The following is an 18,217-nucleotide window of genomic DNA, read 5'->3' on the forward strand; positions in this document are numbered from 1 at the left end:
TGACTTTATGAATGGGAGCGCTCCCAAACGTTCTTCCCGACGAGTCCGCTGCGCAAGAACGCGCCCGGTGCCGGGGACAGGGCAGCCGCGCCGACCTTGAATAAGGCGGCGAACGCTGCTGAAACTTTCATCCTGACCGGTGGGGATACAGTGTGATCTCATGAGCGGCGAGCGTTGGCTGCGCGTGCCGGTCGGGGACGAGGCTGCCCGGTGGCGCACGGTCGGCTCTTGCCGCACCGTCCTCCCGGTGGCGCGTACGGTGACCTCGGCCGGCCGGCTGCTGGAGATCCTGCCGGTTGTTCCGGTCCGACCCTCGCGTGCGGGTGGTGTTCACGGTCGCGGCCGGCTCGGCCTTCGACGACGGCGCGGTGACTACCTGCGCGGCGTCCAGGCGCGGACCGTGCCCTGGTCGCAGGCCGTGGAGACGCCGTTCCACCTCGCCGCCCCGGGCTGAAGCCCCCGCTGTGGGTGGTGCCGCACGGTGCCGGGTACAACCGGCTCCTCAGCCCGGCGGACGGCCCCGAGAGCGGGGTCTCGGGGCTGGCGCGGCGCCAGCTCGTCCACGAGGGCAGGATCGTGCCGGCGGCCATCGCCCTGTCGCATCACGAGCAACTGTCACGGCTGGAGCGGGACTGCCCGGAGGCGGTCGCGCGGGCCGTGGTGGTCGGTGACCTGGTGTTCGACCGGATCCGGGCCAATCTCGCCCGGCGTGACCGCTACCGGCGGGCTCTGGGGGTGGGCCCGCACCGCAAGCTGGTGCTGGTCAGCTCGACGTGGGGCGCGCATTCCCTGCTCGGCGCGAACGGCGACCTCGCGGCCCGGCTGGTGGCCGAGCTCCCCGTCGACGAATACCAGGTCGTGCTGGCGGCACACCCCAACGCCTGGTTCGGCCACGGCGGCCTGCAGCTACGCCTGTGGCTGGCCGACGCCCGCGACGGCGGCCTGCTGGTGCTCCCGCCGCAGCAGGGCTGGCAGGCCGCGCTCGTGGCGTCGGACGTCATCGTGGGCGATCACGGCTCCGTCACCTTCTACGGCGCCGCCCTGGGCCGCCCGGCGCTCCTGGCCTCCTCCGGACGCGAGGCCGAGGAGCTCGACCCCGGCTCCCCCACGGCCCTGCTGTCCGGGACCCTGCCCCGGCTGGACCCGGCCGGAGCCGTCCTGCCGCAGATCGAGCAGGTCATGGCGGCCCACGGTCCGCACGACGACGTGACTAGACGTACCCTCGGCATGCCCGGCCAGGCGGACGGCCTGCTGCGGCGCCTGGCGTACCGGATGATGGAGCTGCCCGAGCCCGCCGCGCCCGCGACCGCCCGGCCACTCGCCGAGCCGCTGCCCGAGCGCGGCGAGGTGCTCTCCTTCGAGGTGGAGGCGGTGGTCGGCGGCGACTGCGTGACCGTCCGCCGATATCCCGCCGTCCTGGAGCGCCGACCCGGCGACCAGGTGCGTGACCCGCATCTGGTCGTGGACGCCGAGGAGGTGAACCCGCGGCTGCTGGAGAACGCCGCGATCGTGGTCGGCCGGGAAACGCGGCCGGGCTGGGCTCAGGAGACGCTGCGACGCTACCCCGGCTGCTTCATGGCGGCCGAGATCGTCGGCGACCGGTCGGTCGACCTGACGTTGAGGGACGGAGAACGGCTACGGGTCGGCACCACGCCGGCCAGCGGCGGCGATCCTGACCTCCGCTGCCTGCCGTCCGCGGTGTACGGCTGGCTCGTGCGGGGCCGGAGCCAGGAGGATCTCCGCTCCGGGATCACCGTCCGGGTGGGCGACCGGCAGGTGGTCGTCAACTGTGACGCCTGAGATCAGGGTCGGTCCACGGCGGCCAGGCGGGCGCGCAACGTCTCGGCCCTGGGCAGGTTGCCCGAGGCCAGGCAGACCGTCAGGGCCCGCCGCAGGCAGTCCGCCGCCTCCTCGCGGTCGCCGCCGTCCTCGGCCAGCTCCGCCAGGAGCTCCCACGCCTGGGTCTCCTTCACCGGCACCCGGCACTCGCGCGTGATCTCCGCGGCGGTCCGCGCCGACCGGATCGCGTCGGCACGGCGTCCGAGCCCGCGTTGGGCCCTGGCCAGCTCCAGGTGGATCCGCCCCTGGCTGAGCGCGTCTCCGGCGGCGACCATGAGGGGCAGGGCGCGGCCGAGGGCGGCCGCCGCTTCCCCGTGCCGGCCGGCGTCCAGGTGAGCGAGCCCGAGGTGGTACTGCTGCATGCCGACCCCTCGGCCGTTGCCCGCCCGCTCGTGGATGACCGAGGCCGCGGCGAAGCTCTCGGCGGCGGCGTCGGGCTCCGCCTGGACGAGGGCGGCCCGGCCCAGCGACTCCAGGATCACCGCCTCCATCCTCGGGTCGCCGGACGCGCGGGCCGCTCGCCGGGCCCGTACGAGCTGATCCCGAGCCTGGTCGAGCTCACCGAGCATCAGCTGGGCACGCGCCAACTGGTTGCGCATCCTGGCCTCCACGGCGGGAGCCTCCAGGCGGAGCGCGGCTTCCACCCCCAGAGCGTTGGCCTCGGCGCAGTCGGCGTGATAGCCGCGATCGTGGTGCAGCGGCCAGAGCGCTTCGGCCAGCTGCCAGACGATCTCGTCCCACTCGCGCGCGGCGGCGGCGCGCAGCACCGCCAGCAGGTCGGCGCGTTCGGCGTCGAGCCAGTCGAGGGCTTCACCGCGCGAGGCGAACGACCACCCCGCGCGCTCGCTATGGTCGGCCAGCCGCAACCGCCTGCCCATCGCGGCGTCGGCGGCGGCCGCCCCGGCCAGATACCACTCCGCCGCCCGCCGCAGCGCCGACTCCCGCGCCTCGGGCGGCTCCGCGCTGCGCGCACGACGGGCCGCGTGCAGGCGGACGAGGTCGTGCATCCGGTAACGGTCCTGCGCGAACTCCTCCACCAGATGCGCGTCGAGCAGCAGGTCCAGCGCCTGATCCGGCTCGTCGTCCAGCACGGCGGCGGCCAGCCCCGGGCTGAACGCGCTGCCGGGCAGCACGCCGAGCAGCCGGTAGAGCCGGGCGGCGCCTTCCGGCAATCCCTCATAGACAGCCTCGAAGAACGCGTCCATGGACACCCCGCCCTCCGTGGCCGCCCGGTCGAGACGCCGTCCGGCCTCGGCCAGGTCGCGGATCAGCCGCTCGACCGACCACGCCGGGTGCCGCAGCAGCTGCGCGCCGGCCATCCGCAGGGCGATCGGCAGCCCGCCGCACAGCCGCACCAGCTCGACGGCGTGCGTACGCTGCCCGCCGACTCGTTCCTCCCCGAGCATCCCGGTCAGCAGCCGCAGCCCCTGCTCGGCATCCAGCGGGCCGACCGTGACGGGCACCGCGCCCTCGGCGAGCAGCCCGCGCAGCTGACGGTGGCTGGTCACCACCACGGCGCTGCCGGGCGAGGCCGGGCACAGCGGCGTCACCTCCGCGGCGTGCTCCGCGCCGTCCACCAGCACGAGCAGCCGCGACCCCGCCGTCATCGAGCGGAACATCGCCGCCCGCTCCGGCAGCCCCTCCGGGATCCAGCTCTCGTGGACGCCGAGCGCCCGCAGGAAGGCGGCGAGGGCGTCGCTCACCCCGGTCGCCCCGCCGTGCCGCAACGCTCCGAGATCCACGTAGAGCTGGCCGTCGCCGAAGCGCTCCCGCGCCTGGTGGGCCCAGCGCCGCCCGACGGCGCTCGTGCCGACTCCCTTCAGCCCGCAGACGACCGCCACGGCGGGCCCGTCGGCGAGGTGCCGGTCGAGCAACGACAGCTCGAGCGTCCTGTTGACGAAGCCGGGCGGCTCCGCGGGCACCTGCCGGGGGACCCGGACGGGAGCGGCGGGCATGGCGGGCGCTGCGGCGATGTTGATGACACCGACGTCCGCGGCCTGCACCACCGCACCGGTCACCTGCCCGGAGAGCTCATTGCGGACAATTCCGCCCCCTTCGGCGCTCACCACGCCCGCCTCGCCCATGAACGCTCTTCGCCGGTCACGATTCAGGAGTGTTCCCCGTCGGCCGGGACTCTCGGATACGCACAGGGAAGCCATAACCGATCGGCATGAGTGCCCGTGCCGTGCGCGCTCGGCCCCGGTGTGGATCTACGCTCGAAGGACACCTCTCACACGCGAAAGAGGAGCGATGGATCCGAGTGTCATCGCCACCCTGACGGCGGTGGTCTCCGCCATCGTCGGAGGCGCCGCGGGCGAGGCCGGCAAGAGCGCGTGGGGCTCGCTGACGGCCCTCGTGCGGCGGCGGTTCGGCACGGATGCCGCCGTCACGGCCGCCTTGGAGCAGGCTGACACGAGGTCACCGGAGGAGACGACGCGGGTCCTGGTGGACCACGCGCACGCGGACGCCGAGTTCCAGCGATCGCTGGCTGACTGGGCCGGTGAGACGGCCCGGCTCCTTCAGTACAAGCACGACGTCAGCAACACCATCGGCGGCGACGCGCGCATCACCGGCACGGTCATCCAGGCCGGTGACATCTCCGGCTCCATCAACATCGGCACGCCAGGTCCGCCCGACCGGCGGTGAGGACGTAGGGGCAGAGGCGAGGCCTCAGGCCCGCGGGGCGGTGGCGGACGTGGCGGCCCATGGGGCATACTGAGTCCGCCCGACCATGATCATTAACCCGATTAAGGGCCGATCCGGCATTCCCGCACTTCTCATCCCCGCGTAAGGAAGAAATGTCCGATCAGGAAATCAATCGGCGTACATTCTTGACCTCGGCGGCGGCAGCCGGCGGCATGGGCCTGGGGCTTTCACTCATCCCCGCCGACGCCCAGGCAGCCGCTACCCGCGCCGGCCGTAGCGCGGCCACCTGGGAGAATCTCGTCGAGAAAACCTCCTTCAACAGTCAAACGGCCTTCAACGCGGCGTGGAATTACCTTTATCCCTGGGACAGCGACCCCGACACCCACAATGGCGCCGCGCGCATGGAGGCCGCCCAGGTCTCCCTCAGCCAAGGCGTACTGACCTTGACGGCGACCAGGCTGTCCACCTCGCCCGGGACGAGCCCGCAGCCCCCGCACGCCCCCCTGTGGTACCGCTCCGGGGCCATCCACGCCAAGCAGCAGATCATCGTCAACGACCAGTTCCCCGAGTACGACATCGAGGGCGAGTTCCGGACGCAGACCGGGCCGGGCATCTGGCCGGCTTTCTGGACCACCGGCACCTGGCCGGAATGGCCGCCGGAGACCGACATCCTGGAATACGTCGGCGTCAACGAGCAGGGCAAGGCCGTCAACTTCTTCAACACGTACTACAAGACAGCCGGCGGAGCGACCTACCAGCGTTCCGAGATGCCCGTCGACAACCCCGACGGGTTTCACAAATATCGGGTCTGGATGTACAAGAGCGGCGACGACGTCAAGCTCGACTACTACTTCGACGGAAATTACGTGGACACCCACACCGGCTACGGCTGGGCCGGTGTCGCGCAGACGCTCATCATCAACCTGCAGATGGGCTCCTACGCCTCCAACATCGAGGAGGGCGACGCCGGCTGGGCCGACCAGCGGCCCGGTCCCGACGGCGACACCTTCTTCCGCGCCCGCAACGTGTGGTTCGGGCGGACGCGCGCCTGGTGACAGCCGGGCCGTCACAGGTTTCGGCCGCTGTCAGCGGGAATGTGGGCCGCGAGAGGAGGCTCGCATGAACACGCAGCAAGATGTGATCGAGGTCCTGGTCACCGACCACCGTGAGGTCGAGCGGATGTTCTCCGAGCTCGACCACATGAGGGGTGCGATCGGCGAGGAGCCCAAGACTCTGACCGAGCAGGTGGTCATCGAACTGGTACGGCACTCGGTCGCCGAGGAGCAATACCTGTACCCGGCCGTCCGCGAGCACGTCTCAGGCGGCGCCAAGCTGGCCGATCAGGAGATCTCCGAGCACGCCGACGCCGAGGAGACCATGAAGCGGCTCGAAGGGCTGGAGCCGGGCGACGCCGAGTTCTGGCCCACCACGGACCTGCTGATGAGCCAGATCCGCGCCCACGTCCGCGAAGAGGAGAACGATCTGTTCCCGCGGTTGCGCGAGGCCTGCGCGCCCGAGGAGCTGAGGGAACTCGGGGCCAAGGTGCAGCGGGCCAAGAAGACGGCTCCCACCCGGCCGCATCCGTCGGCGCCCGACACCCCTCCGGCCAACAAGCTGCCGGCGGCGGGGACGGGGCTGGTGGATCGCATCCGCGACGCCCTCACCGGCCGGGGCCGCTCCTGAAGTGAATCCGTCCCCAGGCCCGTCGGCCTGGGGACGGTATCTCGCCGGCGGGAGAGCGTCCCCTGAGCCGGGTCAGCGGTCCTCGGGGAGGAGTGTGCCGAGCGGCCCGAGGTCGAGGTTCAGGTCGGCCGGAGACAGGTCGAAGCGCTCGCACAGCTCCGTCATGGCCTCCTCGAGCCGCATCAACGTCACGCCCAGCACCTCGACCTGCTCGTCCGACAGGTCGCCCTGCTCCATCCGCCGCACGCACTGCCGCTCCACCAGCTGGCGCACGAGCTCGACCAGGGTGAGGACGAGGCACGACAGGTCACGTTCGACCGCTTCCCGGTCGGCTTCGATGCGCAGGCGGCTGGATCGCGCCTCCCGAACCCGGGTGGCCGGCTCATCTCCAGAGCTCGCCATCGACGCCCCCGAAAGTGTCGGATTCGCGCACCGACATGATCAGCGCGCGGACGGAGATGCGTACCAGGTCGATGTCCGCGATGGACAGGACGAGATCTCCGCTCACCACAACGCCGCCGGCCAGCAGCCGGTCCAGCAGGTCGACCAGCGCCACCCGCTCCGCCGGCAGGCGCTCCTCCGCGGCCAGGACGGCGCCGCGCGGTGGCGCGTCGTGGGTCATCGCGGGCCTCCCTCCTCCAGAACCGTGAACGAGTAGGGCGCCCAGGGGCCGGTGAGCTCCAGCTCGATCCCCTGCCCGCGCAGGTCGTCCAGGGTCCGCGCGAACTCCTCGGCGCGCTCCTCGTCGACCAGGTAGGCGCCGTTGAGGACCATCCACTCGTCCCTGCCGGAAAGCTGCGGGTCCTGCGCCCGATGCCGCCGGCTCGCGACCGCGACGCACCTGAGGACGTCGTGGATGCGCTCGGCCCGCGCCCCCGCGTCCCGCCACGACTCCTCGCGGGTGCGCAGGCTCGCCTGGCGCCGCTTGAGGTAGGCGGTGCCGGGACTGGCCGGCTCCTGGTCGCTCGTCTCGGGCGCCACCGGGGCGGTCGCGGTCTTCACCACGTACGCCTTCACCCCCCATTCCTGCCGGCCCGCGACGCGGGTGAGCGTGTCGGCGAAGTCGTCGTGCCGTTCCTCCAGCAGGCGGCGGACCTGCTCCTCGCCGCTGTAGACCGTGACGAGGCGCACCGGCGCGACCGGCCCCAGCCGCGCCACCGCCTCCACCACGCGGTGGTGGGCGTGGGCGGTCGCGCCCAGCCAGTCGAGGTCCTCCATGGATCGCCGCAGCGGCTCCTCGCCGAACTGGTCCAGCGGGACGGTGCTCACGTACGCGACCAGGCCGGACTCGGCGATGGCCCGCACGTCCCGGCCGGCCACCCCCTTCAGGCCCTCCGGGCAGGGGACGGCCACGTCGCTCGCCACGGCGTAGAGATACGTACCGGCGTCATCCACCGCGCTGTCCCCTTCTGACCGGCCGCTCCTCGACCTCCTCGACCTCGATCTCGCCCTCGATCGGCTCGATGGCACGGCGCCGCGGCCGGCCCTCCTCCAGGGCCGCGATCCGGTCGCGCAGCCGGCGGTTCTCCTCGACGAGGGCCTTGTCCTTGCCGGTGAGCCAGGGATCGTGCTCCCACCAGTCGATGCCCATCTCCCTGGCGGTGTCGACCGAGGCGATGATCAGCCGCAGCTTGATCGTGAGCAGCTCGATGTCCAGCAGGTTCACGCGGATGTCCCCGGCGATCACCACGCCCCGGTCGAGGACCCGTTCGAGGATGTCGCCCAGGTTGGCCGGTTCGCGACCCGAGGACACCGAGGACGGGTAGGACTGGCGTCCCACGACCCCCGGCCGGTACTGCTCGGTCATCGCGACTCCTCCACGTAGTCGCCGCTGCCACGCCGGTAACGCCGCAGCCTCCGGTAGGAGAGCAGATCGCCCTCCGTGTCCAGCTCGGCCTCGTAGAGTGCGAGGATGTCGCCGGAGGAAGGGACGCGGCGGTCCTCGACGACCTCGACGTTGACCAGCCACCCGTCGTCCTCGGGTTTCACCCGGGTCACGCCCTCCGTCTCCCTGCCGGTCAGGTCCGCGATGTGCTGCAACCCGAACCCGCCCGCGGTCACGGCGGACAGGCCACGAGGGCGGCGCTTCGGCCGTTCGGCGGTGTCGCGGGCGGGGTCTCTCGAACGCGCCAGCGGCGGAACCCCCTCCTCGCGAGACCTTCGCCTCTCAGGCACAGGATCACCTCCCCTCGTCCCGCCGCGCCGGCTCGACCGGACCGGGGCCGCCCATCATCCCCTGCAGGACCTCCTGCGTCTCCAGGGCCTCCTCCTCGGAGATCAGGCCGGCGGCCCGGGACTCCTCGATCTCCTCCAGCCGGTGCCTGACCACCGTCGGATCGCGCAGCTCGCGCTCGACCTCTTCCTGGATCAGCTCACCGAGCCGGATCACGCCGCGCAGCGGCGCCAGCGGCCAGCCGAAGACGAGGCTGAGCAGGCCCATCAGCCGCCGCCCTCCCCGGCGCTCACCACGAAGTCGTACGGCGCCAGCGGGCCGTGCAACTGCAGCTCGATCCGTCCCGCCCACAGCCGGGAGTACTCCTCCACGGCCTCCTCCAGCGCGCCCCGGCGGTCGCTCTCGACCAGGAGCGCCAGGTGGACGGCGTCCCGCTCGTGGGACGGCTCGCGTACGACGGTGAAGACGCTGAGCGGGGCGAGCCGGTCGAGGACGGCCTCGGTGTCGGCCTCCCGTTTGGCGCTGACCGCCTGGTTGACGACCTCACCCAGCCGGATGCGCGCCTCCCTGGTCGCGGCCTCGGGCTTGCCCCGGAACTCGTCGCGCAGCTGGGCCGCCTCGACGTTCTCGTTCAGCACCTCCATGAGCACCGCCCGCTCGTCGTAGCGTCCCTTGACGACGAACTCGGCCCGTCCCTCCAACTCGTCGAGGGCGGCGAGGAACTCGTCGTGATGCGGGACCAGCAGCTCGTCCACCACCGCTTCCCGGTTCGTCAGCACCGCGCCGAACCGGAGGGGAAGCACGGGGACCTCGGCCGCGGTGGCGTCCAGCAGCTGCTGGTGCGCCACGAGGTCGTCGGGCGTGCCCAGCGGGCCGGTGACCGCCACCTCGCTCACCAGGGCGCCGATCTTGCCGTGCCGTACGAGGCGCACGGGGGCGGCGCCCACGCCGCGCGCCTCGTCGGAGACCTGGACGTCCTCAGGAACGATCCCGTAGACGTAAGTGCTGAGGTCCCGATCCAGGGGTGTGCGCTCCTCCTCGGCCGAGGAGGGAACGGTGCCGACAGACTCGGCCATGGTCAGCCTTCCTCCCTCCGGCTACGCCGGGCGGGCCGGCGTTCGGAGTCCTCGGTGAGGTCGCCGACCAGCTCGTGCAGCTTGTCCCCTGCGGCCTCCAGCACCCCTTGCGTGATGTCCTTGGTCCTGTCGCCGATCTGGCCGCCCTTCATCTCCTGCATGACCTCCGGCAGCCCCTGGCTCTGTTCGGCGAGATCCAGCCGGTTCACGGCCTCGGCGAAGCGCAGGTACGTGTCGACGCTGGCGATCACGATGCGCGCGTCGACGGTCAGAATCTCGATGCCGATCAGTGAGACCCGGACGTAGGCGTCGATCACCAGTCCCTTGTCGAGGATCGTGTCGATCACGTCCGCCAGACCCGTCGGGGTCGGACGTTCCGCCATTCCGCCCGCCGCGGGTTGTACAGTCATTTCCTCGCTCCTCGAGCGTCACCCGCGTCGGGTCGCCACCCTGCGGCGAACCGGCCGCCGGGGCTCTTCCTCCTCTTCCGCGGGACGCCGTCGCACCGGACGCCGGGCGCCCTGGCCCCTGCCGGTCTCGGCGCAGCGACGGGTTCTCTCTTCCTTTTCCGCTTCCTCCTCTTCCGGCTCCTCCTCGTGCGTCTTGACCACCTTTCCGTCGTGGATCACGCCACGCCAGCCGCCGTCCTCCGCCTCTTCCGGATGCAGCAGGGTCTGCGTCATCACGTGCCGCTGGAAGAGCTTGAACTCCAGGCGCGCCCGCCTGCCCTGCGCCCGCCAGATGTTGCCGACGTGCTCGACCACGCCCTGCGGGTGATACTCCAGGACGATCAGGATGCGGGTGAGATCGGGGGTGATGGCGTGGAAGGTCACCGCGCCGTCGACGTAGCCCTTGGGCCCCTTCGACCGCCAGATGATCCGCCGGTCGGGCACCTGCTCGACGATGTGCGACTCCCAGGCCCGGTGAGACCAGAGGACCTGCGCCTTCCAGTTGACCTTCTGATCGGATTCCTGGTCGACGTGCTCCACTTTTTTCATGTAGCCCGGGAAATTCTCGAACTGGGTCCACGTGTTGTAGACGACCCGGATCGGGGCACCCACGTCCATCCATTCGACGATATTGACGACGCGCTCTTTCCCGCCCTTTTTCCCCTTCTTCCCCAGTCCTCGAATCGTCTCCTTGACGGCTTCTCCCGCCCCGGCCAGCAGCGATTTCCCGATGATTTTCCCGGGACCGCCCTCCGATCCGGTGACGGCTCTCAACAGCCCGGTTCCGCCGCCCTCCACGTATTCGCTGAGCCTGCCGGTCATGCCTTCGAGCCGATCGGTGAGAGACGACAGCGCCCGCTCCACCAGAGCCTGGACCAGCTTCTGCGCGCCCTCCATGAGGAGAGCCTTCGGCAGCACCTCCTGGGCGACCTTCTGGACCGGCCCGGCCTTGCTCTCCTGCGCCATGGATCTCACCTCCGCCCTCTGCTCACAGGCGGGACGGACGGGACCCGCCCGGCTCTCGGCCGCCGTACGCGGGGCTTCTCCTCCTCCGGAGGCTCCTCGTCGTACGAATCCTCGCCGTACTCTTCCTCGCCTTCCGGCTCTTCCTCCGCGGCACGCGGGCGTCCCGCCTGCCGGATCGACTCGGCTCGCCCGTGCAGCTTCTCGGTCAGGGAGTCGATCTGCCTGCTCGTCGCGGCGACGGCGGCCGCCTTGCCGACCTCAAGCAGTTCTCCGCGCAGCCTGCCGGTGAGCTGTTCGATCTCCGGAGACGAGCCGAGAATCTTCAGCCCCTGCCCCAGGAGACTGCCCCCGCCATTGCTCTGCCGCAACGCGCCGGCCACCCCGGCCGCCGCCAAGGCGGCCGCCCAGCGCAGTTTGCGACGCCGGCCAAGGTAGTAACCTGCGGCCAGAGCCAGCGCCACTCGGCACCTGTGCTTCATGACCAGCCCCCCTCACTCGGCTGCCCGATCGGTCCCACCCTGTCCGTGAAGGGGATACGGAAACACATAAACCCCACAAATGGACATACCTTCGTTCAGCGAGCAACGATTGCCCTACGTGAACATGGCCATACGCGGACGCATCACGCGATCACGATCAGGGTGGAGGGACGGGTGCCGACCGGCTTCGGCGCCTGGAGCGGCACGGTTGACGCCCTGCCGGAACACTGCGGGGGGCCGCAACTCCCCGGCAGGGCGTCCGGCTAACCGAGAGCCTTCTCCAACTGTGCCTTGCTCATCTTGGAGCGGCCCTTGATGTTGCGGCGCCTGGCCTCCTCGTAGAGCTGATCCCGCGTACGGCCGCCCGCTCCGGAATGCGAGCGCAGCCCTCCGCGCCGGCTCGAGGAGATGTCCTGAGTCGAGGTACGGCTGGCGGTCCGAGACTCACCGGCCCTGGCGCGTTCCTTGTTCACGGTCCGGGCGGCGATCTCCTTGGCCCGCATGGTGCTTTCGCCCCGCTTCTTGGCGCTGTTCTTGATGTGCTCGTACTGTCGTTCCCGTTTCCGGCTTGATCCGCGAGGCATGTTTCCCCCTTTGCCCGATGTTCGCGGTTGGCGTGTTCGCCATCTACCCAGCTGAAAGCCACGAAACGAACAGGCCGCGCCTCCCGGGCGGGACGCGCGGCCGCGTGGGTTACAGGCCGGGCCGCGTGGGCGGCGGATAGCCGGGGCGCGGCGACGGCGTGCCGGTCCCCGGCAGCGGCGCATCGGGCCGGGGGACCGCGTCGCCGGCGTGCTGGGGCGGCACGCTGCCGCGCCAGGCGCCGGTCTCGCTGCCGCGGGTCTCGATGTAGTCCTTGAAGCGGCGCAGGTCGCCCTGTACGCGCATGCGGACGATCTGGAGCCAGTCTCCGGCGGTCTCGACGAAGCCCTCGGGGTCGTACTCCATCTGGAGGGTGACGCGGGTGGTGGTGTCGTCGAGGCGGTGGAAGGTGACGACGCCGGCGTGGTGGGGCTTGTCGAGCGTGTGCCAGGCGACGCGCTCGTCGGGGTGCTGCTCGGTGATCTCCGTCTCGAACTCGCGCTTCACCCCGGCGATCTCGGCCAGCCAGGTGGCGCGGGTGTCGGTGTGCTGCTTGACCGACTCCACCCCTTCCATGAATTCGGGGAACGTCTCGAACTGCGTCCACTGGTTGTAGGCGACGCGGATCGGGACCTTGACGTCTAGGGAGTACTCGATCGTGCTCATGGCCCCGCCCCCTGCCCGCCCTGGATCACGGTTAACGTCAACCGTTCGACGGTCACCGTTCGGCCATGCGCCCCTCGGCACCGTGAACGTTTACCGCGTACACCTCGGGTAGCCGAGTTTTCGACAAAATCAACGTATCGGGATGGGTGAAATTATGATCATCATCGGCATCATCCTGCTGCTCCTGGGATGGCTGCTCGGCATCTCGCTGCTCTACACGATCGGCGCCATCCTGCTCGTCATCGGCGTGATCCTGCTCGTCCTGGGCTCCATCGGCCGTCCGGTCGGCGGCCGACGATATTGGTTCTGACCGCAGAACGCGCGCCGGCCGGGCGGCTCAGCCCTTGCCGCGGGTGAACAGTTCCTGGGCCTTGGTCTTGAGCCCCTTCTTGACCACGCCGATCGCGTCGGCGTCACCCTCGGGGCGCTGGCAGCGGGCGCCCGACGACCCCCGCATCGACGGCGCGCTGCTGCTGCCCGCGATCCGCGGCGCCGTCCCCGCCGAGGACCCGCGCAGCAAGCGCACGCTGAACGCGTACCTGGCCGCCCTCACCGAAGACGGGTACGCCTACCGGTTCCGGCACGACGACCGGCCGCTCGGGGAGACCGAAGGCGCGTTCCTGCTCTGCGGATTCCTCGTCGCGCTCGCCGCCTACCAGCAGGGCGACCTGCCGACCGCGCTGCGCTGGTTCGAGCGCAACCGCGCCGCGTGCGGCCCGGCGGGCCTGCTGGCCGAGGAGTACGACGTGACGCAGCGGCAGATGCGCGGCAACCTCCCGCAGGCCTTCGTCCACGCGCTGCTCCTCGAATGCGCCGCCCGCCCGAACGAGTGAGACGGCCTTTACCTCATCGGGGGTTACCGGATCGGCCGGCGGGCAGCGGAACGGCGAGAGGGGCCGCTGATGAGCGAGGTGTGGTGGATCGTAGGACGCGGGTTGCTCGGCGGCCTGCTCGTGATGGTCTTCGCGGTGATCGGCGAGATGCTGACGCCCAAGCGGTTCGCCGGCATCTTCGCCGCCGCCCCCGCCGTGGCCCTGGCCGGGATGACCATCACCGTGCTGCACGAGGGCGAACACCAGCTCGACGAGTCCGCGCTCGGCATGATCGCCGGATCTGTCGCGCTGGTGGCCTACTGCGCGGCGGCCGTGCCGCTCGTACGCCGTCTGGGCGCCTTCGCGGGCTCGCTGACGGCGCTCGTGGTGTGGGCGGCCGTCGCCGGCGCGGGCTGGGCGCTGATCACATGAACGCGATCCGGCTGCAGCCGGCCAAGCTGCGGGACACGCCGGTAGGCGGGATGGTGGTGCGCTTCGCCTTCGGGGCGATCGTCTCCGTGGCCGCCGGCCTGGTCGGGCTGCGCTGGGGACCTGTGGCGGGGGGAGTGTTCCTGGCCTTCCCCGCCATCCTCGCGGCCACGCTGACCCTCATCGAGGAGGAGGAGCATCGGCGCGACCCGGCCGCCCAGGACGCCCGCGGCGCGGTGCTGGGCGCGACGGGCATGATCGCCTTCGCCGCGTGCGTGTGGGCGCTGGCGACCTGGCTGCCCGCGCCGCTTGTCCTGGCGGTGGCCACCGTGGCCTGGGCGGTCGTCGCGGGTCTGCTGTACCTGGCGTTCGGCGCCCGCCGCGGCCGATGAGCCGTCAGCCGGACGTGGGAGCGGCCTGGCCGTACGCCGGCCAGGCCGCTCCATGTTCAGCGGGTGTTCAGCGGGTGTTCAGCAGGGTGTCCAGGTGACTTTCAGCTGGCCCTCCAGCGACCCCCACTGGCCCGACTGACTGCACCCGAACCAGCGCTGTCCGACGAGCGTGTCCCCGGCGTAGTAACTGAGGACCGTGAGGTTGTCGCCTCCCGGCGGAGGTGGCGGAATGGCATGAGCCGGCGTCGAGCCGACGGCGAGCATGGCGGCGATCATCGTCGCCGCGACAATCCCCTGCTTAACTCTCACGAAGGTCCCTCCAGGAGCACGTGAACTTCAAGCAACGCGACCGAACTTTATTCTCTCCGGATCACGTGCCCTGTCAATATCATTGCGCCGGCGTCCCGTACACGCTGACCTCGGTGAGGTGGAACGACAGGTTGGCGGTGTTGTGCGTGCCGATCACCCGTACGTACCGGGCCTTCGCCTCGGTGGTCATCGTGTCCCCGGCGTCGGTCGCGGCCCGGGGGCCGCGGCGTCCGCCGAGGGTGTACCAGGTGACGCCGTCGAGGCTGCCCTCCAGCCGGTACTCGTAGTAGCGCCCGCCCCCGACGTAGTTGCGCACGTTGACGCGCGAGACGTCGTCGACCGTCCCGAGATCGACCTGCCACCAGGTCGTGTCCCAGGTCATCTGGCCGGCGAAGTACGGCGAGTTGGCCCGGCTGCCGTCGTTCGCGTGCTCGGGGCCCCGGTTCGGCTCCCACCTCAGCGCCGTGACCGGCTTGCGGAGGCTCTGCAGGGTGTCCTGCGCGCCGTCGCGGGCGGTCGACGGGGCCGGCGCGGGATCGGTCAGCACGGCGATGGCCTGCTGACCGGTGTCCCGGTTGGCCGCGCTGGTGAACAGCCCGGCGTCGAGCGTGGCGCCGGCGCCCGGGACGCGGGCCGCCCCGATCACCGCCCAGTTCCTGCCGTCGCCGCTGCAGGAGCCGGTGAGCCGGTCGCCGGACCTGCCGACGCGCACGTGTACGGGCGGCGCGAACCCGCCCACCTCCGCGTACGAGTCGAGCTGCCCGTTGCCGTCGGAATCCCAGCTGAACACGCAGCCGTGGCCTGGAGTGACGGCGATGTTCGCGTAGCCGGTGGAGCCGGGGGTGGCCAGGTCGTCGCTCACCACCAGCCCGGACCGGGTCCAGTCCGACGCGCCGTCCTGGCGCAGCACCGTGCTGACGAGCTGCTGCCCGTCGGCCAGCGCGTCCGCGCGGTAGGCGGTGGCCAGCTCGTTGGTCTCCCGCCACAGGTCCGCGCCGCCCGCCGCGATCGCGATCCCGTCGCCGGTGGGAGCGAACTCGGCCTGCGTGTTGCTCATCGTCCGGTACGACGCGGGCGCGGCTCCGGCGACCAGCAGGCGGGTCGAGGCCGTGTCCCGCTGTTCGGCGTCGTCGGAGCGCCAGGAGGCGGTGACGTCCAGCGCCGGGGTACCGCCCGGGGCCTCGCCGGCGGGAACGGTCACCGTCCACGTCGCGGTGAGCTTGTCGCGCGGTGCGACGTGGTCCGCGCGGGTCGGCGAGGTCGCCCGCACCTGGTATCCGCGCGGGGCGCTGAGCTGGAGCGTCACCCGGTCGGTGGGCCGCAGCGTGTTGTCGTTGGTGAACACGGCGGTGACCTGCACGGTCCCGCCCGGCTTGACGCCCTTGCGGTCGGCCCCGACGATCACCGCGCCGTCGGGCAGCGCGGCCACCCGGCTCGCCTCGGCATAGGCGTCGCCGCGCGGCTCGGAGGCGAGCTTGGTGCCGGCCTTGGCCCAGTCCTGGGCGACGGCCATCCAGTCGATCGGCTCGGGATAGTCCTTGCCCGAGCGCAGCGCGGTCTTCAGGCTGTCGAAGAACAGCTGCCACCGCTTGGCGTAGTACTGCCCGACGAGACCGTTCATCTCCCTGCGGGCGTAGTCCTGCAGGCGGGCGCCGGAGGCCCAGAGCGTGACCAGCGACTTGAGGTTGTAGTCGAGGGTCGCCGCCTCGGCCGGGGTGGCGGCCTGCCGTCGGGCCTCCTTCTGCCACGTGCCGAGCAGGAAGTTCTCGTCGGTGCCGAGCAGCCGGTCCATCAGCCGCATCCGGTCCATCCACTGGCCGGTGAGGCGCTCGAAACGGTCGAGATCCTTGGCGCGGTAGGCGGCGCGGATCTTGGGGAGCTGCAGTCGGCTGTGGTTGGCCAGCACCTGCCGGGCGACGTCGACGAGGTCGTAGCGGTAGGCGCCGGAGCCGCGCAGGCGCCGGTCGACCTGGAGCAGCTCGTCGAGTGCCTTGTCGAAGGCGGCGATGTCGTACTGCAGCGGGTAGCCGGTGTTGGCCAGGCCGGGCTCGTCGTCGTACAGGCCGGTGACGTGCCGGCTGTCGGCGCCGGCGGGCCAGCTGTAGACGGTGTCGAGGAGGATCCGCCAGGCCGCCTTGGCGTGCGGATCGTCGCCGCCGTACCGGGCGGTGGCGTAGTCGTCGAACCACTGCCGCATGTCGACCGGGCCGTCCTGCCACGGCAGGTCGGTGAAGAACGCGACCGCGGCCGGGTTGTTGTCGATGGCCTCCGGCATCAGCGCGATGCCGTTCATGGCCGTGCCGGACTTGCCGCGCCAGGCGTGGAACTTCTGGTTCCACAGCGTCAGGCGGGCGCCGAGGTTGAAGTGGCCGCCGAAGTTCCAGATGGTGCCGAACGCGTACCCGGTGCCGAGGAAGTCCTTGTCCCGGTCGGTGATGCCGGATTCCTCGCTGATGCCGTCGACGATGAACATCTTGGTCCGGTCGATGGCCTGGAGCGTCGCCGGGAGCGGGTTGCTCTGCCAGCCCAGGATCGTCCAGAGCGCGTCGGGGTGGGCGTCGTTCAGTGCCCGCTGCACCGCCTGCGACGCCTGCGCGACGTTGACCGTGCCGGCCGTGCCGCCCTCGTGCAGCAGGTCCATCTTGTACATCGTGCTGGGCCCGAACAGCTCGGTCTGCACCCGGTAGAACGTGGCGGCGACGCGCGCGAAGACCGGATCGGTCGGGTCGAGCCAGTGGGGGCGTTCGAGCTGGTTCCAGGTGCCCTGCGGGACGGTGTTGGCGCCCGGGTTGCGGACCTTGAAGTCGGTCGGCACGGTGCCGAAATAGCCGGGCAGCACGGGGACCATGCCCAGGGAACGCAGGCGGTCGGCCATCTTGCGGCCGAGTTCGATCCGCCGGTCGATGAGTTGCTGGGAGATCGGGCTGTCGGTGCAGCACATGTTCTGCAGCAGCCACCAGGACTGGTGACCCGGCTGCGGGATCCACTCGCGCATCTGCTGGTCGGAGTAGCCGAACTCCATGAAGGTGCGCTGGTAGACCGCCTCCTGGCCCTCGTAGACGAGCACTTCGTTGATGCCGTGCAGCGCGAGGACGTCGATCCGCCGCTGCCACTCCGGCCAGCTCAGATACGCCCCCGCATAGCCCTGGTTGGTGTCGTTGAGGGCGAAGCGATGGTCCACCGAGGAGTCCTTGGCGATGGGGGCCGCGGGCAGCGGGAGGCGCTGGGGCAGGTCCACCTGGGAGCCGTTGATCGAGACGTCGGCGTGCGCCACCTGGCGCAGGTAGTGGCCGAAGCCGGTCAGCTGCACCGCGGGCGTCGTGCCGGCGACGACGAGGCGGCCGTTCTCGGCGTACACCTCGAACCGGTCCCGGCCCGTGCCCTTGTCGATCGCGCGCAGAGTGACCTGCCTGGCGCGCGAGGTCCCGATCAGCCGTTCCAGGGCCTGCGCCGCCGGGGCGTCGAGCCGGGCGGACGCCTCCTGCGCGGGGGTGCCGGCCGCCGCTGGGGGCTGGGCGGCGAACGGGGCGGCGAGCATCGTGAGCAGGACGGCGAGCGCCGCCAGGAGCGGTCGCCGTCGGCGCGGTAACGGGGCGGCGGAGATCTGCGGTGTCATGGGGGGCGGCCACCTCCGGGAGGGCGAACCTATTATGTAAAGACTTTTCGTAAAGTCTCTGCGAAATATAGTCAGCCGGAGACGACAGAAGGTCAAGAGG

The 18,217-nt window shown here is 71.1% G+C and carries 24 protein-coding genes; 9 read left to right on the top strand and 15 right to left on the bottom strand.

From position 1 onward, the window contains the following. Positions 1-160 precede the first annotated feature (160 nt). Both ACWDRB_RS49280 and ACWDRB_RS49285 read left to right on the top strand, forming a co-directional pair. The gene (locus tag ACWDRB_RS49280; RefSeq protein ID WP_449906506.1) at positions 161-454 is read left to right on the top strand and encodes a hypothetical protein; all 294 of its coding nucleotides are present in this window, start codon (positions 161-163) and stop codon (positions 452-454) included. Positions 455-471: 17 nt separating this feature from the next. Continuing rightward, the gene (locus tag ACWDRB_RS49285) at positions 472-1,800 is read left to right on the top strand and encodes a hypothetical protein (RefSeq protein ID WP_449906509.1); all 1,329 of its coding nucleotides are present in this window, start codon (positions 472-474) and stop codon (positions 1,798-1,800) included. 2 nt (positions 1,801-1,802) lie between these two features. On the opposite strand, the gene ACWDRB_RS49290 is transcribed toward ACWDRB_RS49285, so the two are convergent. Next, positions 1,803-3,923, bottom strand: coding sequence for a hypothetical protein (locus tag ACWDRB_RS49290; RefSeq protein WP_449906511.1), 2,121 nt, complete (start codon positions 3,921-3,923; stop codon positions 1,803-1,805). Between the two features lie 166 nt (positions 3,924-4,089). On the opposite strand from ACWDRB_RS49290, the gene ACWDRB_RS49295 reads away from it, so the two are divergent. From ACWDRB_RS49295 to ACWDRB_RS49305, 3 genes are all read left to right on the top strand, one after another. Beyond that, a complete protein-coding gene (locus ACWDRB_RS49295) occupies positions 4,090-4,485 on the top strand; it encodes a hypothetical protein (RefSeq protein WP_350735705.1) in 396 nt (131 codons plus the stop codon). A 152-nt stretch (positions 4,486-4,637) separates the two neighbouring features. Further along, positions 4,638-5,540: a glycoside hydrolase family 16 protein gene (locus tag ACWDRB_RS49300; RefSeq protein WP_449906514.1), complete on the top strand. Its 903-nt coding sequence runs from the start codon at positions 4,638-4,640 to the stop codon at positions 5,538-5,540. 64 nt (positions 5,541-5,604) lie between these two features. Beyond that, positions 5,605-6,168, top strand: a complete 564-nt coding sequence (locus ACWDRB_RS49305; RefSeq protein WP_449906517.1) for a hemerythrin domain-containing protein — start codon at positions 5,605-5,607, stop codon at positions 6,166-6,168. Positions 6,169-6,240: 72 nt separating this feature from the next. On the opposite strand, the gene ACWDRB_RS49310 is transcribed toward ACWDRB_RS49305, so the two are convergent. From ACWDRB_RS49310 to ACWDRB_RS49365, 12 genes are all read right to left on the bottom strand, one after another. Next, positions 6,241-6,570, bottom strand: coding sequence for a gas vesicle protein K (locus tag ACWDRB_RS49310; protein ID WP_449906520.1), 330 nt, complete (start codon positions 6,568-6,570; stop codon positions 6,241-6,243). Then, complete coding sequence (locus tag ACWDRB_RS49315) at positions 6,551-6,790, bottom strand: gas vesicle protein (RefSeq protein ID WP_350735713.1); 240 nt, start codon at positions 6,788-6,790, stop codon at positions 6,551-6,553. The genes ACWDRB_RS49310 and ACWDRB_RS49315 overlap by 20 nt, the downstream gene beginning before the upstream one ends. Continuing rightward, complete coding sequence (locus ACWDRB_RS49320) at positions 6,787-7,563, bottom strand: GvpL/GvpF family gas vesicle protein (protein WP_449906522.1); 777 nt, start codon at positions 7,561-7,563, stop codon at positions 6,787-6,789. Before ACWDRB_RS49320 ends, ACWDRB_RS49315 begins: the two co-directional genes overlap by 4 nt. Next, complete coding sequence (locus ACWDRB_RS49325; protein WP_350735718.1) at positions 7,556-7,975, bottom strand: gas vesicle protein; 420 nt, start codon at positions 7,973-7,975, stop codon at positions 7,556-7,558. The genes ACWDRB_RS49320 and ACWDRB_RS49325 overlap by 8 nt, the downstream gene beginning before the upstream one ends. Then, positions 7,972-8,343 (bottom strand): gas vesicle protein GvpO, encoded by a 372-nt coding sequence (gene gvpO / locus ACWDRB_RS49330; RefSeq protein WP_449906524.1) that lies wholly within the window; start codon positions 8,341-8,343, stop codon positions 7,972-7,974. Before gvpO ends, ACWDRB_RS49325 begins: the two co-directional genes overlap by 4 nt. Positions 8,344-8,347: 4 nt before the next feature. After that, positions 8,348-8,608, bottom strand: a complete 261-nt coding sequence (locus ACWDRB_RS49335; RefSeq protein WP_449906526.1) for a gas vesicle protein GvpG — start codon at positions 8,606-8,608, stop codon at positions 8,348-8,350. Beyond that, positions 8,608-9,417: a GvpL/GvpF family gas vesicle protein gene (locus tag ACWDRB_RS49340; RefSeq protein WP_449906529.1), complete on the bottom strand. Its 810-nt coding sequence runs from the start codon at positions 9,415-9,417 to the stop codon at positions 8,608-8,610. Before ACWDRB_RS49340 ends, ACWDRB_RS49335 begins: the two co-directional genes overlap by 1 nt. 2 nt (positions 9,418-9,419) lie before the next feature. Next, positions 9,420-9,827: a gas vesicle protein GvpJ gene (gene gvpJ, locus ACWDRB_RS49345; protein WP_449906532.1), complete on the bottom strand. Its 408-nt coding sequence runs from the start codon at positions 9,825-9,827 to the stop codon at positions 9,420-9,422. A gap of 18 nt (positions 9,828-9,845) precedes the next feature. Continuing rightward, a complete protein-coding gene (locus ACWDRB_RS49350; protein WP_449906535.1) occupies positions 9,846-10,763 on the bottom strand; it encodes an SRPBCC family protein in 918 nt (305 codons plus the stop codon). Positions 10,764-10,837: 74 nt separating this feature from the next. Further along, the gene (locus ACWDRB_RS49355; protein ID WP_449906538.1) at positions 10,838-11,311 is read right to left on the bottom strand and encodes a hypothetical protein; all 474 of its coding nucleotides are present in this window, start codon (positions 11,309-11,311) and stop codon (positions 10,838-10,840) included. A gap of 263 nt (positions 11,312-11,574) precedes the next feature. Continuing rightward, positions 11,575-11,895, bottom strand: coding sequence for a hypothetical protein (locus ACWDRB_RS49360; protein ID WP_449906541.1), 321 nt, complete (start codon positions 11,893-11,895; stop codon positions 11,575-11,577). Between the two features lie 109 nt (positions 11,896-12,004). After that, a complete protein-coding gene (locus tag ACWDRB_RS49365) occupies positions 12,005-12,559 on the bottom strand; it encodes an SRPBCC family protein (RefSeq protein ID WP_449906544.1) in 555 nt (184 codons plus the stop codon). A 142-nt stretch (positions 12,560-12,701) separates the two neighbouring features. On the opposite strand from ACWDRB_RS49365, the gene ACWDRB_RS49370 reads away from it, so the two are divergent. The 4 genes from ACWDRB_RS49370 to ACWDRB_RS49385 all read left to right on the top strand — a co-directional run bounded on the left by ACWDRB_RS49370 (position 12,702) and on the right by ACWDRB_RS49385 (position 14,192). Then, complete coding sequence (locus ACWDRB_RS49370; protein ID WP_449906547.1) at positions 12,702-12,869, top strand: hypothetical protein; 168 nt, start codon at positions 12,702-12,704, stop codon at positions 12,867-12,869. Between the two features lie 79 nt (positions 12,870-12,948). Then, on the top strand, positions 12,949-13,392 hold the full coding sequence (locus ACWDRB_RS49375; protein WP_449906550.1) for a glycoside hydrolase family 15 protein: 444 nt from the start codon (positions 12,949-12,951) through the stop codon (positions 13,390-13,392). Positions 13,393-13,461: 69 nt separating this feature from the next. Then, on the top strand, positions 13,462-13,803 hold the full coding sequence (locus tag ACWDRB_RS49380) for a DUF3147 family protein (RefSeq protein ID WP_397370671.1): 342 nt from the start codon (positions 13,462-13,464) through the stop codon (positions 13,801-13,803). Next, positions 13,800-14,192, top strand: coding sequence for a DUF3147 family protein (locus ACWDRB_RS49385; protein ID WP_449906554.1), 393 nt, complete (start codon positions 13,800-13,802; stop codon positions 14,190-14,192). The genes ACWDRB_RS49380 and ACWDRB_RS49385 overlap by 4 nt, the downstream gene beginning before the upstream one ends. A gap of 78 nt (positions 14,193-14,270) precedes the next feature. On the opposite strand, the gene ACWDRB_RS49390 is transcribed toward ACWDRB_RS49385, so the two are convergent. Beyond that, positions 14,271-14,501 carry a hypothetical protein gene (locus ACWDRB_RS49390; protein WP_350735747.1) on the bottom strand — a complete coding sequence of 77 codons (231 nt, stop codon included), beginning with the start codon at positions 14,499-14,501 and terminating at the stop codon, positions 14,271-14,273. 79 nt (positions 14,502-14,580) lie between these two features. Beyond that, the gene (locus ACWDRB_RS49395) at positions 14,581-18,117 is read right to left on the bottom strand and encodes an alpha-N-acetylglucosaminidase TIM-barrel domain-containing protein (RefSeq protein ID WP_449906557.1); all 3,537 of its coding nucleotides are present in this window, start codon (positions 18,115-18,117) and stop codon (positions 14,581-14,583) included. Positions 18,118-18,217: the final 100 nt, after the last annotated feature.

Source organism: Nonomuraea sp. NPDC003707 (assembly GCF_053587055.1).